Here is a 21669-nt window from a genome sequence, read left to right on the forward strand (position 1 = left end):
CAAATATACCTACTCAGCTGACCAAAACCATATTCCCGACAGGAGACGTTCATGACCCATTTTCTGACCCGCCGTGGCTTTATCGCAACCTCAGTTGCCGCGGCATCCGCAACTGCCCTGCACCCCCAATTGGGATTGGCACAGGGTACGAAGGTTCTGCGCTATGGTTTATCGGCCTTTCCGCCCAGCTTTGAAATGTGGGCGTCAACGGGGGCAGCGGCAGGTGCGATCAAATTGATGATCCATCGTGGCTTGGTCAGCTATGACCCGGAAGGCAAGCTGCGCGGTGAATTGGCCGAAAGCTGGGAGGTCGATGATGACGGGAAATGGACTTTTAAACTGCGCGACGCGACATGGCATGATGGCACGCCTGTGACGGCCGCCGATGTCAAATGGACTATCGAGCAGACTGGTGCTGATAACTCAACCGCATATCGTAAGGCCCAGATGGCCGCGATTACCCATATCGACACACCTGATGAGAAAACGGTGATTTTGACCACAGCGGAACCTGCGGCGACATTGCCGGGATGGTTTGGCCATTACGCGATGCCGATCTTGAAGGAAGGCTCGGAAACCACATCGACCAATGGTGCCGGCCCGTTCAAATTTGTCAGCCAAGAACGCGGAGTGAAAATTATTATGGAGGCCAACCCCGATTATTACAAAGAGGGTGAGCCCGCGTTGGACCGGATTGAGGCCATTGTCTATTCTGATGAAAATCTGCGCGTTGCGGCATTAGAGGCAGGAGATGTCGATCTGATCGAATATGTGCCCTGGCCCGCGATGGACCGATTGGAAGCAGACGCGGGTATTAAACTGGATCTGGTGCCCGGCCCGTTCATGTACATGGTTTTCAACGGGACCAAAGCGCCGTTTAACAATCCACTGGTGCGCCGGGCCATCGGGCATGCCATCAAGAAAGACGATGTCGTCGCCGCCGCGTTTTACGGGCATGGTGCGCCGCTTGATCACATGCCTTTTGACCCGTCCAGCCCGTTTTATAACGAAGATCTGGTAGATGGCTGGGCCTACGACCCAGAAAAAGCCAAGGCGCTTCTGGCTGAGGCGGGATACCCTGATGGGTTTTCATGCACCATGCTATCGACCGCGCAATATGGCATGCACCAATCCACAGCCGAGGTCGCCCAGGCCTATTTGTCGATGATCGGGGTGAACGTGACATTGGATCTGCCTGATTGGTCCACCCGCGTGCAGAAGGGCAACGCGGGCGAATATGATATTGCCGTCATGGGCACCACTGCGGATAGCAATGATCCTGATGGATATACCAATGTCATTGATGGGGCGTTGGCACCCGCCTATGTCCGCTCGTTCGGGATCGAAACGCCCAAAATCACCGAGGCATTGCACAAGGGGCGCCAGAGCTTTGATCAGGCGGAGCGCAAAGCGATCTACCACGAGATGGAAAAGGTCTGCATCGAGGAATCTCCGGTTGTGTTTCTATGTTCGCGCGCCCAGGGCTTTGCGATGAAAACCTCTGTCACAGGCTATTCCAATCTGCCGGGGCAGTTGACGTTTTATTCCGGCATCACGTTGGAAGAGACGGATATCGGTTGATCCATGCTCAGATATATCGCCAAACGTATCGGAATTGCGGTGGTCTTGGTCTGGCTTGTGTCAACGTTGGTGTTCTTGGTGCTGCATTTGGTGCCCGGCGATCCCGCGACGATGCTGTTATCATCGGGCGACAGTGCGCCTGACCCATCTGCGGTGGCCGAGCTGCGCCGGCAGATGGGGCTGGATCAGCCGATCATGACACAATACGGCGCCTATCTTCTGGGGGTGGTGCAGGGTGATTTTGGCGCATCGCTGCGCGATGGCACCCCCATCGCACCCGAGCTTTTGCTGCGTTTGCCGCGTACGCTGGAGCTGATCTTGGCCGCCACATTTATCGCCAGCTTGCTGGGCATTCCCCTGGGCACGCTTGCCGCGATGCGCGACGGGGGGCTGGCTGATCGCGTGGTCTCGATCGGGGCATCATTGTCCCTGTCGACACCGGTGTTTGTGGTGGGGACGGCAGCGATTTTGATTTTTGCACAAAAGTTGGGCTGGATTTCGGCGGGTGGCTATGTGCCGCTTGCCGAAGACCCGCTGCGCCATGTTGCCTTGCTGCTGTTGCCTGCGGGTACGATTGCCTTGTCTCTTTGGGCGGTGATTGTGCGAATGACACGCGCTTCGGTTTTGGAGGTTCTGGAACGTGACTATGTTCGCACCGCCCGGGCCAAGGGCGTGCCACGCATGCAGATCCTGTCGCGTCATGTCGTGCGCAATGCGATGGTCCCTGTGGTGACGGTTATCGGGCTGCAAATGGGCAATCTGCTGGGGTCCACAGTTCTGATCGAATATGTTTTCAACTGGCCCGGACTTTCAGGGTATCTTGTGCGGGCCGTAGAGGCACGCGACTACCCCGAAGTTGTGGGGATTGTCCTGCTAATCTCGATCATTTTCGTTCTTCTCAATCTTTTGGTGGACATCGCTTATGCGGTGCTCGACCCGCGGGTGAAATTGACCAGATGAGACATTCTAAAACACAGCTGTATTTTTGGCTTGGGCTTGCCGCCCTACTGGTCCTCATTGTTCTGGCCGCGCCCTTGTTGCCCTTGGGCGATGTGCGGGCGATGGATATTCCGCACCGGTTCGCGGGGCCGTCTGCCGCGCATTGGCTGGGGTTGGATCACTATGGCCGGGATGTGCTATCCCGGATTATTTGGGGCGCGCGTGCGTCGCTTGCTGTTGCCTTTGGGTCGGCGTTTGCGGCTGCCATCATCGGCACCATCTTGGGGCTGATCGGTGGTTACTTCCGCGGTATTGCAGAGATTTTCACCGTTCGCGCCACCGAAATCATCCTGTTCCTTCCGCCGCTGCTATTGGCGTTGCTGGTGATCACAATCCTGGGCGCAGGGGTTGGTACACTGATCTTGGCAATCACTATTCTATATGTGCCCAATTATACCCGCGTGGTTTATGCGGCCACCTTGCAAACCGCGTCGTTGGATTTTGTCACGGCGCAGCGCGCGATGGGCACCCATCCAGCGACCATTCTGGCACGGACTATATTGCCCAATATCGTGCCACCGCTTCTGGTTCAGTTCTCGTTGACGGTTGCCGCAGCGATCTTGCTGGAATCCGGCCTGTCCTTTCTGGGGCTGGGGGTTGTACCGCCTGCACCCAGCTGGGGCTTGATGATCCGTGCGGCGCGCGGCGCGTTGGATGCGGCGCCATTGCTGCTGTTGTGGCCGTCGCTTGCGCTGGCGGGTACGGTTTTGCTGCTCAATATCATCTGTGACAAGCTGCAAGATGTGTTGAACCCACGCAGCGCTGCGGTGGGTGGGGCGGCATGGTTGCGCGGCCTGCGCAATCGCGGCCCCGAAATTGACATCCCAACAGAAGCCCCAACGACAGACCCGCAAGCGGGGCCAGCCCTGCTTCAGGTAGAGGGGCTGTCCGTGGCGCTTGCCCATCCGACACATCCGCGCGTGTTGACGCGCAATATTTCGCTTCAAGTGGCCCCGGGGGAGACATTGGCGCTGGTTGGCGAATCCGGTTCAGGCAAAACTCTGACGGGATTGGCTATGACGGGCCTTTTGCCCAATGCGCTTTATACTGCCGGGGGCAGTGCCAAATTGCGCACCCGCGCCGGTGCGGTTGTTGATCTGACCGCTTTGGACGAAGATGCGCTGCGCTCCTTGCGCGGGCATGAGATTTCGATGGTGTTTCAAGATGCCTCTGCCGCGCTAAGCCCTGTGCATCGGGTGGGCGATCAATTGGCAGAAATTATCACATCGCATCGATCAGACCTGTCAGCGGCGCAGATAACCGCGCAGGTCACCGATTTGCTGCGCAAGGTTGGGATTCCAGATCCGGCGCGGCGGGCGCGTGCCTATCCGTTTGAATTGTCGGGCGGGCAACGTCAGCGTGCGATGATCGCCATGGCCGTCGCCAATAAGCCCCGCTTGCTGATCGCAGACGAACCGACGACAGCATTGGACCCGACAATTCAGGCACAAATCCTTACGCTATTGGCCGATCTGAAGGCAGAAAACCCCGAAATGGGCGTGATATTTGTCACGCACAATCTGGCAGTGGTGCATGAAATCGCGGACCGGGTTTGTGTCATGTATGCGGGCGAAGTGGTGGAACAGGGCACGGTGGAACAGGTTTTTGCCCATCCCGCACACCCATATACGAAGGCGCTTCTGGCATCCGTCCCCGAAAGCGACGCCGCGCGGCTGGAGTCCATCCCGGGCACGGTTCCCCAGCCGGCAAATATGCCCGAAGGCTGTCGCTTCGCACCGCGCTGCACCTATGCGCAACCCGGATGTAACGCCACGCAGCTGCTGCAACCTGTCGCGGTTGGTCGCACCAGCCGCTGCCTCCGCTGGAAGGAAATCCTATGTCCGAGCCCTTGATCGAAGTTCAGGATCTGGCGCGCAATTACCCAATTCGCCAAGGTTTGATGGGCAAAACCCGAAACGTGTGGGCGCTTGACGGCGTGAACTTGAAAATTGCCCGAGGCGAGACCCTGGGTGTTGTGGGCGAATCCGGTTGTGGCAAATCCACCTTGGGTCGGATCATGATGGGGTTGGACCGTGCATCACGCGGGCGGGTGCTGTTTGAAGGCCACAACCTGAATGAAATCAACGGTGCTGATCAGCGCCGTTTAACCAAACGCATGCAGCTGATCTTCCAAGATCCGTTCGGCAGCTTGGACCCGCGCCGCTCGGTCGGGGCGCAGATCGCTGATGGATTGCACAATCACGCCATTGTCGCAAAGTCCCAGATCGCACCGGAGGTGGACCGGCTGCTTGATCTGGTTGGTCTGGACCGATCTGCCAGCACCCGCCGCCCCCATGAATTCTCCGGCGGGCAGCGGCAGCGTATCGCCGTAGCGCGTGCCTTGGCACCCCGACCTGAATTTATTGTGGCGGATGAACCGGTCTCTGCGCTTGATGTCTCTATTCAGGCGCAGATAGTCAACCTTCTGGCGGATTTGCGCCATGAGCTGGATCTGGCAATGTTATTCATTAGCCATGACCTGCATGTGGTGCGCCATTTGTGTTCTCGGCTGATTGTGATGTATCTGGGCCGCGTCGTCGAGGACGGCCCCGCCGACGAGATTTTCCGCGCACCCCAACATCCTTATACGCAAGCGCTGCTGGGTGCGACGCCCTCGCTGAAACGCCCCCGTGGCGCCGGCGTCAAAGCCCTTTCAGGGGATCTTCCCAGCCCGCTGAACCCACCATCGGGCTGTGCATTCCGAACCCGATGTCCGATTGCCACACAAATTTGCGCGCAGAAAATCCCGGTTCTTACACGCACAGACCCGTCCCGCCGCACGGCCTGTTTAAAAGCTGGCACTGCCGCGTGACGCTTCTTGCGCTACGCCATGACCGCCCCATTCAAGACCGATTTGGAGAAGACAATGACCGATAAGCTCAAAATGGCCGAACTTACCTCAGAAGAGGCGCGGCAATATTTGACAAACGATGCCGTGATATTGCTGCCAATGGGGTCGCTGGAAGATCAGGGCACCCATGCACCAATGGGCGATTATCTGGCCGCTGAGCGTGTGGCCTTGGATATGGCGCAGGCGGCGCGGGACATGGGGGTGGCCACCTTTGTGGCGCCCGTGATCCCGTTCGGCGGAAAGGACTATTTTGAAAGCTCGCTTGGCGGGATGTCGATCCGAACCACGACATTGGTCGCGCTATTGGACGATATGATCGGGCAATTGCATCGCCATGGGCTGACCAAGATTATGTTCGTCAATGGCCATGGTGGCAATGTCCCCGCAATTACAGAAGTCGCCCTGCGCTGGCGTCAAAAAGCGGATATGATTATCCCCTCCATCTATCTGTGGCAGGTGGGCTATGAACTGCTTAAAGAGATACTTGGACCTGAGCAGGCAGCACAATCATCGGGCCATGGTGGCGATCCTTTGACCTCGGTCGGGTTGCATTATTATCCGGAAATTCTGCGGCCTGATCTGATGCAGCCCGCACCGAAAGGGCGCATGTTCAAAGGGCTGGATGTCGCAGGGTTTGCCGCAGTGAAATATGATGGCGCACGCATCCAGATTCCGATTGAGGCGATCGAGACAGCGCCACATGGTGTTTGGGGTGGCGATCCCAAACTGTCTTGCGCCGAAACCGGCAAGGCACTGACACAGCGTCTTGTGGCGATCGGTGCCGGGCTGATCCGCGACCATGTCGCCAAAGGTTTCGCGGAATAATACGAAACGACAGGGGCGGTGCGCTGCCCCTGCACACTGCGCTGATCACATCACTTACAGCACAAACCGCCATGGTGTATTTTCACCACAGATTGATCCGCCGGGATGATGACGCCGCACCTGTCAGCCCATGACCCAAAGCAGCCTGATTTACAGATCAAACCCGCGCGTCAAAGCCAATAAAAGGCCCCGCATTGGTGCTCTGATTGCGACAGAATATTTCCGTCGCAATTCTCACAAACGGTTGACTAAAGGTTAATGATTGTTTGTATGTGGGACAGATATTGAGCGGTGTTTTTTCCGCCGGCCAGATTTTGAAATGATTTTTTATCCAAAGGTTTTGGTGCGTTGACTGTAAATTCCAAGAAGCATGGTGTTAAGAAAACGTTTCAACTGACTTTGATGGGAAGCACGGCGCTTGTTGCTGTGGTCTCCAGTTCGCGGCTCGGCCACGCTGATGACTATTTCTGGAACGGACTTCTTCCAAGCACCTGGGCGGATGCCTCTGCGTGGAATTTGGGCCTGGATGGAACGCCCGGTGGCGGCGACACCGCAATCTTTGGCAATCATATCCTAAGTGATATTGATCTGAATGGTGCGCAATCTGCCGCGATCGTTCGTGTTACGGGTGAAGGGCTGACAGGGTCAGGGTATCAGTTCAGCAACGGTACATTGGCCTTGGCGGGGACGGATGCAGATGCGATCCCTAATACGGCGGATGACGCAGGATACATTATTGTCGAGGCGGGTGTTGGCACGGCCCAGGATACGACATTTGATATTGATCTGGAACTTGACGCCGATCTGGTCTTGGACATCCAAAGCGACACGGTTTTATCTGGTGGTTTTGCCGATACCGGCCCGGATGCCGCGACGGATGCATTTTCTGTGACAAAAACCGGTGCGGCGACGCTGACATTGACCCAAGCGGCGGCTTTTGATCAGTTGCTGACGGTCAATGATGGGACGTTCGCGCTGGGAACGGGTGGCGCACTCGCCAACTTGTCAACACTGGTGATCGAGACGACAGGAACGCAAGCGGCCTTTTCCACCAATGGGGCGCTGAACAGTGGCGCGGCGGTTGAGCTGCGCGACGGCACATTCACGGTAGCCGCAGATCAAACCGTCGCGTCATTGGATCTGTTGGGCGGCACGGTTGATCTCACGCAGGCCATTTTGACGGTGACAGATCCTGTGGTCGCCACCGCAGGGGCTACGACGATCACCGGCGCGGCGGGCATCACGACCGGGCAATTCGCAGGGACTGTGACGGTAGATGGCGATACCACATCGCTGACATTTGCCGATAGCGCGATATATGGCAGCACCACCTTGGATGTGACTGGCGGCGCGACTGTGACATTTGACGATAGCGCAGTGGCCAATGGCTTGCTGAGTGCGACGGTGACGGGCGTAGACAGCGATACGGTGTCCAGCCTGACGACCTCGGCCGCGGGGGGCAGTTTATCGGCGGCGACTGTACTGACATTGCAAGCCTTTGGTCAGGCCACGATCCTTGGGACTGAAACCATTGATGATGTGACGCTGGACGCCGATGCAGGGCTTGCGGTGGATGGATCCTTGACCCTGGATGACAGTTTCACAATGGCAGGCACCATTACAGGCACCGGTGATCTGGTGTTGTCAGATGGCGGCTCCGCCAGCAGTCTTGATGTGTCGGGCTTTACCGGCGGTGTCACGGTTGCGGGTGGCACATTGACGCTGGATGGATCGACCCAGCTTGGTGCGACGGCACTGTCCGTCGCCTCTGGCGCGGCCATGTCGACTGCGTCGACCGGGGGGGGCACGTTATCATCTGCCGCGCGGATCACATCACAAGGGGATCTGACATTCGGTGCTGAAACGATTTCAGAGCTGACGACAACCGGCGGCGCGATGGTTGTGAACGGCGATCTGGTGATTGATGGCAGTGGCGTTCTTGATACCACAGACAGTCAACTTGGCGCGGCAATATCGGGCACCGGTGGGCTGTCCATCGCAAATACCACAGCGACGCTGGAAACCGCCAATGGGTATTCGGGCGGCACACTGGTGACTGATGCCACGTTGGAGATCACGGCCTCTGGCGCGCTAGGCGCTGGTGGTCTTGCAATGATGGGCGGCAGCGCGAATTTGGGTGCGGCCGGGGCGATGGCCTCCGGGTCGCAGTTGACATTGGACGGGGGCGCAACCGTTCTGTTTTCAGTCGCAGATACGCTTGACACGAATATCATCGTTGAAAACGGCACGATTGCTGCGGCGAATGGTGTTGTCGCCACGGTCACAGGCACACTGACGGCGCAGGGCGACAGCAATGAGGCACTGACCTTTGGCGCGTTGGGCCAAGAGGGCACGATTGTGCTGGGGCCGATGTCTTCGGTATCATCCGTCATGCCCGTGGGCATCGCGGCGGGGACGGTGCAAGTGGCCGATAGCCTGGTCGGCACGACCCTATTTGCGGGCGATATATTGACGATGTCGTCGGGTGCCGCGCTGGATCTGAATGGCACGGATACCACCGTCGCGGGGCTGGTCGGGCAGGGCGTCATCACCACGAATGGCGCGACTGCCAGCCTTATCTTGACCGGCAGCGCAAGCACATTCGGCGGTGATCTGTCTGATGGGGCCGGGTCATTGGCGCTGGTGATCGATCACGCGGCACAGACGACCATATTGGCTCAAGATTACAGCTATAGCGGTGAAACGCGGCTGGCCGCCGGGCAATTGAATATCACAGGTACCATCAGCTCTGACGTGATCACGGTGCAGGCGGGTAGTTTGTCAATCGATGCGGCAGCGTTACAGGCCACGGCCGATGTTGCGCTGACCGGGCTGGGCGGTGCGTTTACGGTGAATGGTGCGCAGGTGCTGAACAGCGTGACCGCACAGGCCAGCGACACGGTGACGCTTAGCGACACACTGACCGTGACCACGGATGCCGATACCACCATTGCCGGGACATTGGCCGGGGCGGGGACATTGGTCAAACAGGGTATCGGTCAGCTGAGCCTAAGCGCGGATGGAAGCGGCTTTATCGGCGATATCGCGGTGGAAAATGGCACGCTCTCTGTGTCCAACACGCTGGCGGCCGCCACGTTGGACATTGACGCTGCAACCGTGGTTCTTGCTGCCGACACGGTGCTTAATGCACGTGTTGCGCTGAACACCGACAGCTCTGTCTTGCAGCTGTCCGGGGATAACAGCCTTACTGGGTTGGTCAGCGCTGCAAGCGGTGCGCAGGTGATGACAGGCGCCGCGCAATTGACGCTGAATGTGGCAGATAACAGCGCGGCTGCTGCGCCAGACCAAACATTTGCTGGCGTCATCGCGGGCACCGGCCCCTTGGTCAAACGCGGCGCTGGTGTGGTGATCTTATCAGGCGCGAACAGCTTTACCGGGGCAGTTACGGTTTCAGACGGCAGCTTGGATGTGACCGGATCTCTGGCCAGCACCGCGATCAACGTGGGTGCCGCAACATTGATCGTGGACGGGTCATCGCTGGCATCAACCGCCGATGTTCGGCTCAACGGTATTGGTGCCGCATTGACGGTGAATGGCGCCGAGACCATCGGCAGCCTGACGGCATCCAGCGACAGCCTTGTGACATTGAATGACACCCTGACGCTGGCCAGTGATGCGAATACCGAATTGTCCGGCGACCTGACCGGGATCGGCGGCTTGGTCAAACAAGGGCTTGGTTCCGTCACCATTTCAGGGGATGCGCTGTATAGCGGCGTCACCACCGTGACGGACGGTACATTGCGGCTGACAGGCGCGCTTGGCTCTGCGTTGGCGCAGGTGGAGGCCGGGGCCGAGTTGGATCTGGCCGGTGCGGATCTGTCCGCAACCGTGGTCACACTGGCCAATTCTGGCAGCGCGGTTGGCACATTAAGCCTGTCGACATCGTCACAGGTGGCGGGACTATCGGGTGCCGGTGCGGTGGATTTGGCGGGATATACGCTGACCCTAGGCGATGCCGGGGATTACAGCTTTAGCGGCCAGATCACCGGCACCAATACCAGCATATTGCGCAAAGTTGGCTCTGGCACGCTGAGCGTGACCGATCAGATTGCAAGCTATGGCGGCACGCTGCGGGTGGAAGAGGGCACCTTGCTGGCCAATGGGGCCAGCGCATTGGGGAATAGCAAGGTTGATCTGGCAGGCGGTCAGGTTAGTGTCACGCAGGATACAACTTTTGACGGCACACTTGAAAGCGGTATTGCGACCAGCTCTATACTTGCGGCGGATGTGAATACGACGCTGACCTTAGACGGCGCGTTGATCCATAATGGCAGCTTGCAGCTGGGGTCGGCCACCCAGGCTGGCACGATTGTTGCGAATTTCAGCATGGCGGCCACCTCTGCTGTGGCCAGTACGATCATCGCAGGCGGCACGGTGCAATTGGGATCTGCCGTGGCTGCGAACGGCTTGCTTCATAACGCGGGCTCGGTCGTGCTGGCCGATGCTGCGACATTGGATATCAACGGTCAGGCGGTCACTTTGACCGATTTGACCGGCGCGGGAACGCTGACCAATTCGCAGGCCCTTGGTACGTTGACCTTGGCAGGCACTACCCTCTTTGCAGGGGATATCTTGCGTGACACAACGCAATTGATCATCGACACCAACGACAGCGTGACCCTGACCGGACGCGCCGATTTCAGCAACTCGGAAACGCAGGTTACCGATGGGGCGCTGGTGTTGGACAGCGCAAATTTGCGCTTTGGGTCCATTGTGGTTGGCACCGATGGTGTTGTGACCCTAGATGCAGTGGATAGCACATCCGCAGTATCGGTGACGAATGCCGGGACAGGATCTTCCAACGCGGGAACGGTCGCACAGCTTCGCAATACCGCTGGCAGTTTCACAAATACTGGCACAATCGGCACGTTAAATGCCACAGGCGGCCTTATTTCAAATGAGGGAACGGTCACAGGCACCCTGATATCGGATACGACGAATATCAGTAATTCTGGCACAGTCGCTGGCATTGTGACCCTGACCGGAAGCGGCAATTTCACCAATTTCGGCACGGTAAATGGCGCCGCATCGGCCTCTGGCAGCACGGTTATCACCAATGGCAGCCCCGCTGCAGATACCGCCCGTTTTGCGCAAGATCTGCAAATTTCGGACACGGTCAGCCTGACCAATTATGCGGTGATTGATGGGCAGGTTTTGGCGTCGGGTGACAGCTCTGTCACCGGGCCTGGTGTGTTTGGATCTGATGTTACCCTATCGCAGCAGGCCAGTCTGACGCTGTCTGACGGGGCACAGGTGCAGGGGGCAGTTGCCATCACTGGCACAGGCACCCTGGCCGTGGCGCAAGGCAGTTCAGTGCAAGCCTTGACGACAATTGGCGCAGGCATCACCGCGCAGATTTCGGGCGATATTGCCGGATTGAACAGCTCTGGAACAGTGGGTTTGACCACATCGGCCAGCGCGGGTGACACTGCCATTTTGGCTGGCACATTAACCCATGCGGGCCAAATTGATGGCACATTGGTGGCCTCTGGCACCGCGTCGGTGGTGTCAACGGGAACTGTGTCAGGTGCCGTAACATTGTCCGATGCCAGCACGCTGTCTGTCGATGATGGGCAGCTGCTTGGCGATGTGGCGATGTCGGGCACGTCCTTGGTGCAGATCGCCGGCGCCGCACAGGTGGTGGGTGCGATCACCGTGGCCGACACTGCTGCATTGACTGTGGCAAGCGGTGCGCAGCTTGGCGGGGCACTGGCCGTGACCGGGGGCAGCGCCACGATTGGCACGACAATCGGCGCAATCACCAATTCGGGCACATTGCGGCTTTTGGCCGGTTCTGTTGCAGACAGCGTTGTCAGCTCTGCTGGGGTGGGGGTTGCCGCAGGCACGATTGGGACTTTGGCGGTATCGGGCGGCACATTTGACGCCCAAGGCACGGTCAGTGGGGCAGTGACTGTGTCAGGGGGGACAGTGACCAACTCTGGCACCATGCAAGACACGCTTGGCCTGACTTCGGCCACGATGACGCAGACGGGCACAGTCGCCGGGGCGGTGACGGCAGATGCCAGCGCGCTGACCCTTGGCGGCGGGGCGTTGAACGGCACGTTGACCCTGTCTGGCACCAGCACAGTGATGGCGCAGGCCGGGCGTGTTACAGGGCAAACCACAATCAATAGCGGCGCTGTGGTTACGGCCGCAGGGACTGATTTCAGCGATATCATGCTGGCAGGTGGCGCATTGACCATCCTTGCAGACACCACGGTTGATGGTGATTTGACGAATGGCGGCACGATCACCAGCGGCGCAAGCGACATGCAGGTAACGGTTGCGCAAACCTTCACCAATGCTGGGGTGATCGCAGCCTCTGGCGGTAATTCCTTGGTGATCGCGGCGGACACCATCGTGTTGGCGGCAGGGTCCAGCATCGCAGACGGCGCGAATGTGCGCCTGATTGGCTCCGTCGAAACCGCGACAGATCTGACGTTGGATAAGGATTGGGAAGGCGATCTGCGGATCGTGTCGGGCGGCAGTGCGACAGTGATCAATGATATCTCTGGCGCGGGCTATGATATCGACAACCGCGCGGCTGTCGCGCTGCAAGATGTGACGCAGCTTACCGATATTGCCGCGTTCACCAACAGCGGCACGGTGCAATTGGGGGCCGGCGCTGCCCTATCCGCACAAAGCCTTGGCACAACAAGCGGATCGCAGATGGTGCTGGGCGCGGGGGCTTCGGTCGCGGCGCAGACCATCGCTTCGGCGGGTGATATCACGGTCGGTGACGCCGCAACCCTGTCCGCCAATACCACGATCACCAACAGCGGCACGCTTAGCTTTACTGGCGCTGGCACGATATCGGCGACCGCGCTGTCCAATAACGGGACAGTCGATATTGATGGCGCACAGACTGTGTCCTTGTTTGGCGACACGGATCTGAACAACACCGCAGGCGGCACATTGACCATCGGCACAGGTAGCACATTGTCAGGCGCTACAACGTCGGTGCGCAATAGCGGCACTGCAACTGCCAAGGCACAGATTGCCGTGCACAACGGTGCCACGCTTGCAGTCGCCACATTGGAAAACGCAGCCAATGGGGTGATCGACAACGCCGGCACAATCACCTTGGGCACGACGTTGGTGAATGCCGAAAATGCGACTCTGACGACATCTGGTACGGTCAATGCGGATATCGATTCCGCTGGCGATATGACCAATTCCGGCACGATCGCGGGCGATGTGGCGCTGACGGGTGCCGCGACATTGACCAATGCAGCCGGCACCGTGCAAGGTGACGTGGTGCTGGCCGATGACAGCACGCTGACCAATACGGTGGGTGCACAGATCGTGGGCGATGTCACCGTCACAGACGGTGCAATTCTCAACGCAGGCAGTATCGCGGGTTCCACCGATTTAAGCGGCAGCGCCACGCTTAGCAACAGCGGGGCACTTACCGGTGCTGTGACGCTGAGCAATGGCACGCGGGTCACGAATATCGCCACCGGCGCGATCTATGGCACGACCACCGTTGGCGCAGGTGCTGTGCTAGAGGCCGCAGGAGGCTCTTTTGAAACGGTGACAGTTGCGACAGGCGGTCAGATAGATGTGTCGGCATCGACGCACCTGTCGGGAGATCTGATCAATGCGGGAACGTTGGAAAATACCAGCGACACGGCGTTGACGATTGATATCTCTGACGGAAGGTTCACCAATACGGGCACGGTCATCGGGGGCACAGGTAATCTGTTGACGATCACTGCCGACACGATTGTCGTGGATGAAAGCGGCACGATTACGGGCACAACATTGTACGGCGATATTGTGAGCGGTGGCACGATCTCGTTAATCGCAGATTTGACCGGCGCGATCATTACCGAAGCGGGCTCCGTGACCGAGGTCGCAAATACCCTGTCTGCGGCTAGCAACAATATCACGAATGGCAGTCTGTTCACTGTGCTGGAAGGTGTCGCGCTGAATGATGTTGGCGTGTATAGCAATGCTGGACAGACCACCATTGAAACAGGTGGCACGCTTGCCGCGCAGACGATCAATAATGCCGCCGGGGCGCAGATTTCTGTGGGCGGCGATGCCAGCCTGATCGGCACGGGCAACACACTGAACAATTCCGGTGTGATCCTTGTGGCCGATGGCGGCACGGTGACTGATGCGGGCAATATTGAGAACCTGTCGACCGGCGTGATCTCCTTCCTTGGCGGCGGCACACTAGAGGCCGATAACAACGATACGGGCAATGTGCTGAACAATGCTGGCGTGATCCAGTCGGCCGGCACAGGCAGCACGGTGGTTCTGGGCAATGGCGTGTCTGATGGGATCAACAACCTTGCCGGGGGGCAGATTGCCATCGGTGCAGGCGATACATTTGACGGTGCGGCAGTGCAGCTGACGTCGGCCGGGGATATCACCATCGGCGCGGGCGCAACATTGGCGCTGGCCGGATTGCAGACAGACACGGGTGCTACGGTGACAAACGCAGGCACCATCAGCGGCGATATCACGGTCGCAGGCGGCAGTTTCGTCACCCTTGCCAGCGGGACCACAGGGGATGTGACCGTGGGCGCGGATGGCAGTCTGAACCATGCAGGCACCGCTGCAACGATCACCAGCGCGGGCGATTTGACCCTTCGCGCAGGCGGCACCGCCCAGGCCGTTATCAGCAGCGGCGACGGTGCGACCAATGCCGGCACAGTTGGGCAGCTGACCGTTTCTGCAGGCGATTTTACCAATAGCAATATGATCACCGACGGCGCGACCCTGACAGGGGGCCAGCTTACCAACACCGGAACAGTGTCCGGCGCAGTTTCTGCCTTTGGCGCAGCCACTATGACCAATAGCGGGACGATCAGCGATACTGTCGAACTGGGCGCGGGAGCGACACTGACCAGCTCTGGCACATTGGCGGGTGTGGTGACGGTGGCGGATGGCGCGGCGTTGACGGTCACAAATGGCACAGCCGCGCAGATAGTGACCGCAGGCACAACCACGGTGCAAGGCGGTGCGATTGCCGCGGCGCAATCTTCGGGTGTGATGATGATGACGGGCGGAGCCGTGACAGATAGCCTGTCCAGCTCTGGCACATTGACCACGGTCGATAGCAGCTTGAACATATTGACAGTGACAGATGGCACCGCTGATCTAAGCCGCACGACGGTGAACAACCTGACCAACCGCGCAGCGGTGATTGCGGATGTGGACACGCAAATCGGAACGGTGATGCAGACGGCGGGGACACTGGCGCTGAACGGAACCGTGTCAGGCAGCACGGTGATTTCAGGCGGTGATGTGACCGTGTCCACCACGGGGCAGCTTGCAGGGCTTACGCAGGTCACAGGCGGCACAATGATCAGCGCCGGGTCCGTCGCGGATCTGTCCGTATCTGATGGCGGGCGCGCGACGCTAAATGCTGGAAGCGCACAATCTGTCACCATCGGCACAACCGGGGCCGTGACTATTGGTGCCAGTGCCAGCGCGCAGGCCGTCACCAATGCCGGCAGCCTGAACAGTGCAGGCACAGTTGCCAGCCTGACCAACACAAACGGCGTTGCGACCCTGACGGGCACTGTGACTGGCGATGTCCTGGCCAATGGCGGCACCGTCTTGTCGGGCGGAGCGATCGCGGGCGATCTGCAGGTCGATGGCGCGACAGTGACCGTTCAATCCGCAGCCACAGTGGCGGGCACAACCGATGTCACCGCCGGCACACTGACCGTGGCGGGGACCGTCGCAGATCTAACCAATGCAGCCAGTGTCGTGCTTGAGGCGGGGTCTACAGCCCAAAATCTAAGCAATGCCGGCGATCTTACGCTGGCCGGGCGCGCGCAGACCGTGGACAATACAGGCAGCTTGAATGTCGTGTCCGGGACGATCACCGGCGCGCTTACCAATAGCGCCACTGGCACCGCGACAGTGTCAGGAACAATTGGCGCAGACGTGACCAACCGCGACAGCGCCACATTGACCTTTGTAGGGGATACGGCATTGGCCGGGCTGGTGCAGGGCTCCGATGTGACCGCGACGGTGCAATCGGGAACAGTCACTGTGGCCGATGGCGGTACGGTTGAAAACGCCACCACTTTGGCGATCACCGGCGGCACGTTGACCGGGTCAAATACTGTCCTGAGCAATGCCGGCACCATGACCATTGGCACGGCAGGTATGTTGTCGATGGATCTGCAAAACGCCGCCGATGCGCAATCCGTGATCGCCGGCGCGCTGACCGGGGATGTGTCCAATGCGGGCACGATGACCGTTTCAGGCAGCCTCACCGGGGATGTAACAACAACCGGCCTGTTCACACTGGCCACAGGCAGGGCATTGGCGGGCGATCTGATGGCGGCGGCCACTGCGCAGACACAAGTTGCAGGTACGGTCAGCGGGGATGTGCAAAACCTTGGAACGCTGGGCTTGGCGGGTGCGGTTGATGGTGATCTGACCAACTCGGGTCGCGTGACGATCGATGGCATTGCAAGCGTCAGCGGCACGATCACAAACCTTGGCGATATGTTTGTCAATGACACGCTGGCATTCGGTTTGCTGACCAATGACGCCACCGTAGACAGCGCCACGGGTGATGGCAGTGATACGGTGACCGACGCGCGGTTGCAGGTGGGTGCAAGCGGTATTTTGGCAGGCAATGTGATCAATAACACTGTTCTGGGCGTGTCCGATGGTGGCTCTGTCACCGGGGCGCTGCGCAATGCCAGCATCTTGGTTGTGGATGGTGCGGTGCAGGCCGGTGGTGCGTTGACCAACGCCGCAGGCGCCGTCATCGACATGGCGGATGGTGCGGGCGACGATTCCATCACCGTTTCGGGTGACGCTGTTTTGAACGGTACGCTATATTACGATGTTGATCTGTCCGGCACCGCCAGCGCAGCCGATACGATCACCATTGCTGGGGCTGTCAGCGGCAGCCCAACCATTGTGTTGAACAATCTGGGCGATGACGAATACGGACAATTGTCGCAAGGTTATAACCTGATCGACTATGGCACCACCAGCAGCCTGACCCCAACCATTGAGGGTCTGCCCAGCGGTGGCGCAATCCTGTATCAGTTGACCAATAATGACGAGACATCGGCATGGCAGTTGAACTCCGGTGCCAACCCGGCTGTCGGTGGCTTGGCGTCAGGTCTGGCGCTGACGCAATCCTTGATCGGCTCGGTGGTCAACCGTCCGTCCAGCCCCTTCGTGTCGGGCTTGGCAGCCGCAGAAGATGATCCATGCGGCATTGGCGGTTGGGCGCGCGGCACGGGCGGGCAGGCCACGGCCTCTGGCACCACCCAAACAGCATTGGGTGAGTTTGAAAGCGCCATCGATGCAAGCTACGCAGGGCTGCAGGCCGGGTTCGATCATTCCTGCTTTGGTGGGCATTATAATGGCTGGGATCTGAGTCTGGGCGGGATTGCCGGGCTGAATATGGGGCGCACAGATCAGGCGGTGTACCGCTTTGACAGCTCCACCGGGACGGTCAATATGGCCGATGTCACCAGTTTCAACAAAACCGATTTCACTCAGGCCTATGGCGGTTTGTATCTGGGTGCGGCAAAGGATCGTTTCTTTGCCGATATTCAGATGCGATTTGAACAGACTACATTCGATTTGCAGAATGTGGTCACACCGGGCGGTGAACGTCTGGGCGTGTCCGATCAGACCTATAAATCCAAAGGCGCCACAGTGTCGGGCTCGATGGGATATGCGTTTGCCTTGTCATCTGCGCAGGGAATTTCCCTGGTGCCGTCGCTTGGCTTTTCAATTTCAAAAACCTCAACCGATGATTTGAAATTTGAAAATGACCCCAATGACCCGGATGATGATGGTCTGATGGTGATTGATGATGTGCATAGCCAGATCGGCTTTGCCTCTTTGACCATTGCTAAAAGTAAGGTGCTTCCATCGGGCACATCGGCGGTGAATTACTTTGGTACGGCCACCGTGTATCATGATTTCGCAGATCCGGCGGTATCGCGGTATTATGAGACGCTGGATGCCAACGGGCGCCCTGCCTCACAGGCGTTATTGTCCGAAAGTTCGAACCTTGGCACATATGGGGAACTAAGCTTCGGGATCAATTACACCAAGCTTTTGGACAGTGGCACAGCCCTGCCGGCGCGCCAGCTTGATGCTTCGGTGCGGGTGGATGGGCGCTTTAGCGACACGTTGGATGGCTGGGGCATCACGGCACAAATGCGGTTGCAATTCTAAGCCTATTTTCGCCTGACCTTGGGGCAGCCGTGCTTGACCAGGGCTGCCCCAACCGTCAAAGTTACGCCCATAAGGACCGTGGCCCGGCCATATTTCGGGGTCTAGGTGCAGATACGAACAGAGAGTTATTTTAAGCATATGTCCTGGTATTCCAAAGTCGCCTGGAAAGAGGGGCTGTTTCTTCAGCCACAGCATCTTCAGCAATCTGATCGCTATCTTGAACATCTGATCCGTGCCCGCACACAGGCCATCACCCCCTATCCCTGGGGTCTGTCAGAACTGCGGTTCAATCGTGATATGTTGCAACAAGGGCAGATTGCTGTCACCGCTGTGGCCGGGATCATGCCCGATGGCACACCCTTTGACGCGCCGGGATCAGTGCCGCTGCCGGTGCCTGTCAAGGTGCCCGAGGACGAGGCGCAGGGCCTGCAGATCTGGCTGACACTACCCGATCCATCGATCAATGGCCAAGATGTTGCACCTGATGGGGCCGATAATGCGACGCGATACCGGCTGGCGGCCGAAGCTGTGGCCGATAATGCCTCTGCCACCCGATCCGAGCAGATGGTAGAAATTGCGCAGCCCCGTCTTGAGCTGGTGGCGCGCAATACGCCGCGACCGGGCTACCAAAACATTCGTTTGGGCCGGATTATTGAGCTGCGCGATGGGATCGTGACGCTGGATGACACGCAACCACCAGTGGGTTTGGTTCTGTCGGTTCATGCGGTGTATGAAGGCTATCTCAGCCGGGTGATTGGCTGGATTGAGGCAAAGTTGGAAACGCTGGCACGCTATGCCTCTGATCCATCCTCGGGCGGGGGAATGCAGGCGACCGACTATCTGATGCTGATGGTGTTGAACCGCGAATTGCCAGTGCTGCGTCACTTGAAGGGTATGGCCCATGTCCACCCGGAGCGGCTGTATGAAAAACTGATCAGCCTGGCCGGAGAATTGGCGACATTCGATCAGGGCGCACGCCGTGCACCCGATTACGCCACTTACCGCCATGACGACCCCAAGGACAGCTTTACCCCGGTGGTGCAAGATATTCAGCGGTTCTTGTCGCGCGATGTGGGCCGTGCCGTGCGGTTGGATCTGCAAGAGGTGCGGGCAAATAGCTACGCGGCGATGGTCAATGACCGGACCCTGTTTTCGCAGGCAACATTCGTATTGGAGGTCAGCTCCGGCGTGCCATTGACACAGGTGCAGCAGCAATTTCCGCAGCTGTGCAAGGTGGGGCCTTCCACCCGAATGAAACAAATTATTACCAATAACCTGCCCGGGATCGGGCTGGTGCATTTGCCAAACCCACCACGGCAAATCCGGGTTGTGTCCAGTAATGTGTATTTCTTGCTGGATAAATCCACGGATCTTTGGCGCGAATTTTCCACCGCCCCAGCTGTGGGGCTGCATTTTGCAGGCAATTGGCCAGATCTGAAATTAGAGCTGTGGGCAATTCCGGAAAGCGCATGATGTCAGGCGATGACGACGATAAAACAGTGTTTGGACAGCCCTTGCCCGGTGGGCCGGGGCCAACGGCGCCACGTCCGGTTCCCCCGGTTGCGCGTCCTGCCCCATCCGCGCCACGCCAGTCACCGTCACCACCGGGTGGTCAGCCACCATCTGGCCAAACGCCCCCACCCGCAGGGGCAGAGCGAACCGTTTTCGGCCAACCGCTGCCCGGTGCAGGCCCGGGCCGTATTGCGCCCGCCGCACCGCCGCCGGCTGTCCCGCCACCTGCGTCAGATGCTTGGGGTGCACCGGGACAACAAGACACATGGCTGGGGGGCGCGCTGACACCTCAGCCCGGTCAACCGGCCGGGCATCAACCGCCCGGCTGGCAACCCGCGCCATCGCCCTATCCGCCCGCGCAGCAGCCGATTTACCAACCGGGAACCGGACAACCGGCGCCGGGATCGCAGATTTTCCCCGATATCACGCGCAAAGATACCGCGCCCCAGCAGGCCGTGCAGCCTCGGATCAGCCTAAGTGATGCGATGCGCGCCACACCTCAAGATGCGGGCGGGTCCTCCAACCCGTTGATCCGGGCCGGGGCGGATCTGTTGATCTTGCTGGGACGGCTGCGCACCGGATTGGTGGAGATGCAGGCTGGGCCGCTGATCGATCACGTCACCCGAGAGATCGACCAGTTTGAGCGCCGCGCACATGAGCTGGGCGTGACCGCGCAAGACGCGTTGGATGCGAAATACGCACTTTGTGCGACGGCGGATGATATTGTGCAAAACCTTCCCGGCGCGGATCGCGGATTATGGGTGCAATATTCTATGGTTGCCCGCTTTTTCGGAGAGCGTGCGTCTGGGGTTGGTTTCTTCCAAAAGATGGATGAGGCCATGCGCGCCCCGGCTCAACGGTTCAACCTGCTGGAGCTGATGCTGACCTGTCTGTCACTGGGATTTGAGGGGCAATATCGCGCCACCCAGAACGGCGCAGTTGACCTGGCACGTATTCGCACAGCCATTTATGAAACCCTGCGTCGGGTGCAGGCCCGCCCTGACGATGATATCTCGGAGCATTGGGACGCCGTGCCGATGATGGGTAAGCGCCGTCGAGGGGCCACGCCGCTCTGGGTGGTGGGGGCCTTGGCTGCGGTGATGCTTGTCGCGCTATTTGCCACGCTTTCGACGCTGTTGACTCGACAAGGCGCACAGGTGCGCGATGGGATCTTGGCGCTGCATGCAGGCCAGGCGCCAATCACGATCGAACGTTCTCAGCCTGTTGTGCAGGCCTATGTCGCGCCGCAAACCAGTCAGCTTGAACGTATTCGCGAAAACCTGACCGAACAGATCCTTTCAGGTGCGGTTGAGGTGGATCGCAAGAATGACTGGATTTTTGTCCGCGTAGGCGAGGCGCTGAAATTTGCCTCCGGTCAGGCGGTGCTGACCAATGATTTCAGCGATCTGGCCGCAGCAATTGGCGTGGCCTTGAATGACGAAACGGGGCCGGTGCGCGTTGTCGGCCATTCGGATTCCGTGCCGGTTTCGGGCCGGGGTCAGTTCAAGACCAATCAGCAATTGTCCCAAGCCCGGGCGCAGACGGTCACCGACGCGCTGGCGTCCGTTATGGCCGATCCAACGCGTCTGGAAGTTGAGGGCAAAGGCGCGGTTGATCCTATAGCCGATAACGCGACGGCGCAGGGCCGCGCCCGGAACCGGCGCGTTGAAATTATGATCCCGCGGGAGGGCTGAACCGAT

At 59.0% G+C, this 21669-nt stretch carries 8 protein-coding genes; all 8 read left to right on the forward strand.

Translation table 11 applies throughout. From position 1 onward, the window contains the following. Window positions 1-51 precede the first annotated feature (51 nt). The 8 genes from BFP70_RS19445 (at window position 52) to icmH (ending at window position 21663) form a co-directional block, all read left to right on the forward strand. A complete protein-coding gene (locus BFP70_RS19445) occupies window positions 52-1581 on the forward strand; it encodes an ABC transporter substrate-binding protein (RefSeq protein WP_066013673.1) in 1530 nt (509 codons plus the stop codon). 3 nt (window positions 1582-1584) lie between these two features. Next, complete coding sequence (locus BFP70_RS19450; protein ID WP_066013675.1) at window positions 1585-2541, forward strand: ABC transporter permease; 957 nt, start codon at window positions 1585-1587, stop codon at window positions 2539-2541. Continuing rightward, on the forward strand, window positions 2538-4433 hold the full coding sequence (locus tag BFP70_RS19455) for a dipeptide/oligopeptide/nickel ABC transporter permease/ATP-binding protein (RefSeq protein ID WP_066013677.1): 1896 nt from the start codon (window positions 2538-2540) through the stop codon (window positions 4431-4433). Before BFP70_RS19450 ends, BFP70_RS19455 begins: the two co-directional genes overlap by 4 nt. Continuing rightward, a complete protein-coding gene (locus BFP70_RS19460) occupies window positions 4418-5392 on the forward strand; it encodes an ABC transporter ATP-binding protein (protein WP_066013679.1) in 975 nt (324 codons plus the stop codon). The genes BFP70_RS19455 and BFP70_RS19460 overlap by 16 nt, the downstream gene beginning before the upstream one ends. Before the next feature lie 18 nt (window positions 5393-5410). Beyond that, on the forward strand, window positions 5411-6256 hold the full coding sequence (locus BFP70_RS19465; protein ID WP_255356792.1) for a creatininase family protein: 846 nt from the start codon (window positions 5411-5413) through the stop codon (window positions 6254-6256). Window positions 6257-6658: 402 nt separating this feature from the next. After that, entirely contained in the window at window positions 6659-18457 is an 11799-nt protein-coding gene (locus tag BFP70_RS19470; protein ID WP_066013681.1) for an autotransporter-associated beta strand repeat-containing protein, read from the forward strand. Between the two features lie 138 nt (window positions 18458-18595). Then, a complete protein-coding gene (gene tssK / locus BFP70_RS19475) occupies window positions 18596-19930 on the forward strand; it encodes a type VI secretion system baseplate subunit TssK (RefSeq protein WP_066013682.1) in 1335 nt (444 codons plus the stop codon). After that, on the forward strand, window positions 19927-21663 hold the full coding sequence (gene icmH, locus BFP70_RS19480) for a type IVB secretion system protein IcmH/DotU (protein ID WP_066013683.1): 1737 nt from the start codon (window positions 19927-19929) through the stop codon (window positions 21661-21663). Before tssK ends, icmH begins: the two co-directional genes overlap by 4 nt. Window positions 21664-21669: the final 6 nt, after the last annotated feature.

Source organism: Thioclava sp. SK-1, assembly GCF_001705665.1.
Classification (GTDB): domain Bacteria; phylum Pseudomonadota; class Alphaproteobacteria; order Rhodobacterales; family Rhodobacteraceae; genus Thioclava.

Bases quoted from the DNA above. Each gene is read 5' to 3' on its own strand.
- BFP70_RS19470 (WP_066013681.1), top strand. From the start codon at position 6,659: ATGGGAAGCACGGCGCTTGTTGCTGTGGTCTCCAGTTCGCGGCTCGGC.
- BFP70_RS19455 (WP_066013677.1), top strand. From the start codon at position 2,538: ATGAGACATTCTAAAACACAGCTGTATTTTTGGCTTGGGCTTGCCGCC.
- BFP70_RS19450 (WP_066013675.1), top strand. From the start codon at position 1,585: ATGCTCAGATATATCGCCAAACGTATCGGAATTGCGGTGGTCTTGGTC.
- tssK (WP_066013682.1), top strand. From the start codon at position 18,596: ATGTCCTGGTATTCCAAAGTCGCCTGGAAAGAGGGGCTGTTTCTTCAG.
- BFP70_RS19445 (WP_066013673.1), top strand. From the start codon at position 52: ATGACCCATTTTCTGACCCGCCGTGGCTTTATCGCAACCTCAGTTGCC.
- icmH (WP_066013683.1), top strand. From the start codon at position 19,927: ATGATGTCAGGCGATGACGACGATAAAACAGTGTTTGGACAGCCCTTG.
- BFP70_RS19460 (WP_066013679.1), top strand. From the start codon at position 4,418: ATGTCCGAGCCCTTGATCGAAGTTCAGGATCTGGCGCGCAATTACCCA.
- BFP70_RS19465 (WP_255356792.1), top strand. From the start codon at position 5,411: ATGACCGCCCCATTCAAGACCGATTTGGAGAAGACAATGACCGATAAG.